At 45.4% G+C, this 2,856-nt stretch carries 2 protein-coding genes and 1 pseudogene; 2 read left to right on the top strand and 1 reads right to left on the bottom strand.

Features of this window, described 5'->3' with window-relative positions; all coding sequences use genetic code 11:
• Together IM509_RS13930 and dnaK are read left to right on the top strand one after the other, a co-directional pair.
• A pseudogene (locus IM509_RS13930) lies at positions 1-132 on the top strand (IS630 family transposase); the annotation flags it as partial.
• Between the two features lie 542 nt (positions 133-674).
• Positions 675-2,579, top strand: coding sequence for a molecular chaperone DnaK (gene dnaK, locus IM509_RS13925; RefSeq protein WP_052276108.1), 1,905 nt, complete (start codon positions 675-677; stop codon positions 2,577-2,579).
• Between the two features lie 120 nt (positions 2,580-2,699).
• Here dnaK and IM509_RS13920 read toward each other — a convergent pair whose 3' ends face one another.
• Positions 2,700-2,825, bottom strand: coding sequence for a hypothetical protein (locus tag IM509_RS13920; RefSeq protein ID WP_260441191.1), 126 nt, complete (start codon positions 2,823-2,825; stop codon positions 2,700-2,702).
• Between the last annotated feature and the right edge of the window lie 31 nt (positions 2,826-2,856).

Here is a 2,856-nt window from a genome sequence, read left to right as displayed (position 1 = left end):
AACTTTTCTGACTTTTCTTCAGCCATTTATGAATGTTTGAATGATGCCCATTTGAAACATAAAAAAGAACTGGATTCCTTGCTGACTCTACGATTTCAGAAGTTTAATAAATCTCAGATTATGAACGTCTAAAGTATAGCACGATCTTTCAGTTATTAATAAAGTAAAGTGGCTCTTCTGGTTTCTGTGTGGAAACGAGGTCTATACTGATACTTTCTTCCGCAAAATAGCCCTAAAAGTCTTGCCCGATAAGCATTTCACGATTCCATAAGCAAAAATTATCACACAAAGTCGAGAAGAGCCGTAAAGTGCGGTAAATTTCTGAACTATGGTAATGATCTTGATGTCTGAGATTCATATTTTCTACTTAAAAGAGAGGAAGTGAGGGATTTCCACCACCACTCCAGGGAAACCAAGGAGAGCGAGCATGGAGTGGTAAGAACTAAGAGTTTGTCTCACTTCTGACTCCTTTCCTTCACCACTAACTCTTTGATCCCGAACTGACATTAGCAATACTACCAAAAAGGTTCGGATACCTACACTATCAAGAAAGCGGGGTTATTTTGCACTATAGAGATAACAAAGGAACTGATAGGGGTGGGTATCGCCTAAAAACCGAGTACAGTTCCGATTCTAGAAGTCACTATAAGTTGTATCGGAGCAGCACAAAGATTATGGGAAAAGTAGTTGGAATTGACTTAGGGACGACTAACTCCTGCGTCGCGGTTATGGAAGGGGGTAAACCCACCGTTATCGCCAACGCCGAAGGGTTTAGAACTACGCCCTCAGTCGTCGCCTACGCCAAAAGTGGCGATCGCCTAGTAGGACAAATCGCCAAACGTCAAGCGGTAATGAACCCGCAAAATACCTTTTATTCCGTCAAACGCTTCATCGGCCGGAAATTCAACGAAGTTACCAACGAAGCCACAGAAGTATCCTACAAAACTCTCCAGGACGGCAACGGCAACGTTAAATTAGACTGTCCCGCCCAGGGCAAACAATTCTCCCCCGAAGAAATTTCCGCCCAGGTACTGCGGAAACTGGTGGAGGATGCCAGTAAATACCTCGGCGAAACCGTTACCCAAGCAGTCATCACCGTACCCGCTTATTTTAATGACTCCCAACGTCAAGCCACCAAAGATGCCGGGAGAATTGCTGGGGTTGAAGTTCTCCGCATTATCAACGAACCCACCGCCGCCTCTCTTGCCTACGGATTAGACAAAAAAGCTAACGAAACCATTCTCGTTTTTGACTTGGGTGGGGGAACCTTTGACGTATCGGTTCTAGAAGTGGGTGATGGTGTCTTTGAAGTTCTTGCTACCTCTGGAGATACTCATCTCGGTGGTGATGACTTCGATAAAAAAATCGTCGATTATCTAGCCGGAGAATTCAAAAAAGTTGAAGGAATAGATCTCCGTCAAGATAAACAAGCCCTGCAACGTCTCACGGAAGCGGCAGAAAAAGCCAAAATTGAGCTTTCTAGCGTTACCCAAGCGGAAATTAACCTGCCCTTTATCACCGCTACCGCCGAAGGACCAAAACACCTAGATACCACTTTAACTAGAGCTAAATTTGAGGAAATTTGCGCCGATTTAATTGATCGCTGTCGGATTCCCGTCGAAAACGCCATCCGTGATGCCAAAATCGATAAATCTGCCCTCGATGAAGTGGTTCTCGTCGGTGGTTCAACCCGGATTCCCGCCGTCCAGGAATTAGTTAAAAAAGTTCTGGGCAAAGATCCTAACCAAAGCGTTAACCCCGATGAAGTGGTAGCCGTCGGCGCCGCTATTCAAGGTGGTGTTCTCGCCGGTGAAGTCAAAGATATTCTTCTGCTTGATGTTTCGCCCTTGTCTTTGGGTGTGGAAACCCTCGGCGGTGTGATGACGCGGATTATTCCCCGCAACACCACTATTCCCACCAAAAAATCGGAAGTTTTCTCCACGGCAGTGGATGGACAAACTAACGTGGAAATCCACGTCCTGCAAGGGGAACGGGAAATGGCCAAAGATAACAAGAGTTTGGGAACTTTCCGACTCGATGGCATCCCTCCCGCTCCTCGTGGTGTGCCTCAAATCGAAGTGGTTTTCGACATCGATGCTAACGGTATTCTCAATGTCACCGCTAAGGATAAAGGTACAGGAAAAGAACAATCGATCAGCATCACCGGCGCTTCTACCTTGCCCCAAAATGAAGTGGAACGCATGGTAAATGAGGCAGAATCGAACGCCTCGGTGGATAAGGAACGTCGCGAACGCATTGAACGCAAAAATCAAGCTGATTCCCTGGTTTATCAAGCTGAGAAGCAGTTGGAAGAGTTAGGCGATAAGGTTCCCCCATCCGAGAAAAATAAAGCCCAAGGGTTGATTAAAGACCTGAAAGAAGCGATCGCTCAAGACGATGATAGTAAGATCAAAACCATCCTACCGGAATTACAACAAGCCCTCTACGCGATCGGTAGCAGTATGTATCAGCAAGCGCCCCCTAGCAATCCCACCGGTGGCAATGATAACAATGGCCCCTCTGGTGGTGCTGGTGGTGGCGATGATGTCATCGATGCGGAATTCTCCGACGCTAAATAAAAATTAAGTTCTTAGCTTCGGGAAGGACACAAGTTACCTTGTGTCCTTTTTTTGTTGCAGCTTTCTTAAAGATAAACCACATCAGGGTTTCCCTACGTCAACCCATCGCTACCAAGATAACTAAACAAAGTTAAAGTGGTTCTTCGTTACTTGGTATGGTTCGATAGGGGGGCATAAATCGACTAAATCCTTATCTGGCAAGAGATTTAATTGATTAGTTCGCTCTAGACAAAAAACAATTAACAAAAATCGCTAAATGCCTTTCTATATAAGGGTT

This window comes from Microcystis sp. M31BS1 (assembly GCF_020245285.1).
GTDB lineage: Bacteria > Cyanobacteriota > Cyanobacteriia > Cyanobacteriales > Microcystaceae > Microcystis > Microcystis panniformis.
Note: the sequence above shows the minus strand (reverse complement) of the source record. Positions and strands in the feature narration are given on the sequence as shown.

What these genes read in the sequence shown, in the direction of transcription:
- dnaK (WP_052276108.1), top strand. Translation starts at nt 675, where the DNA reads ATGGGAAAAGTAGTTGGAATTGACTTAGGGACGACTAACTCCTGCGTC.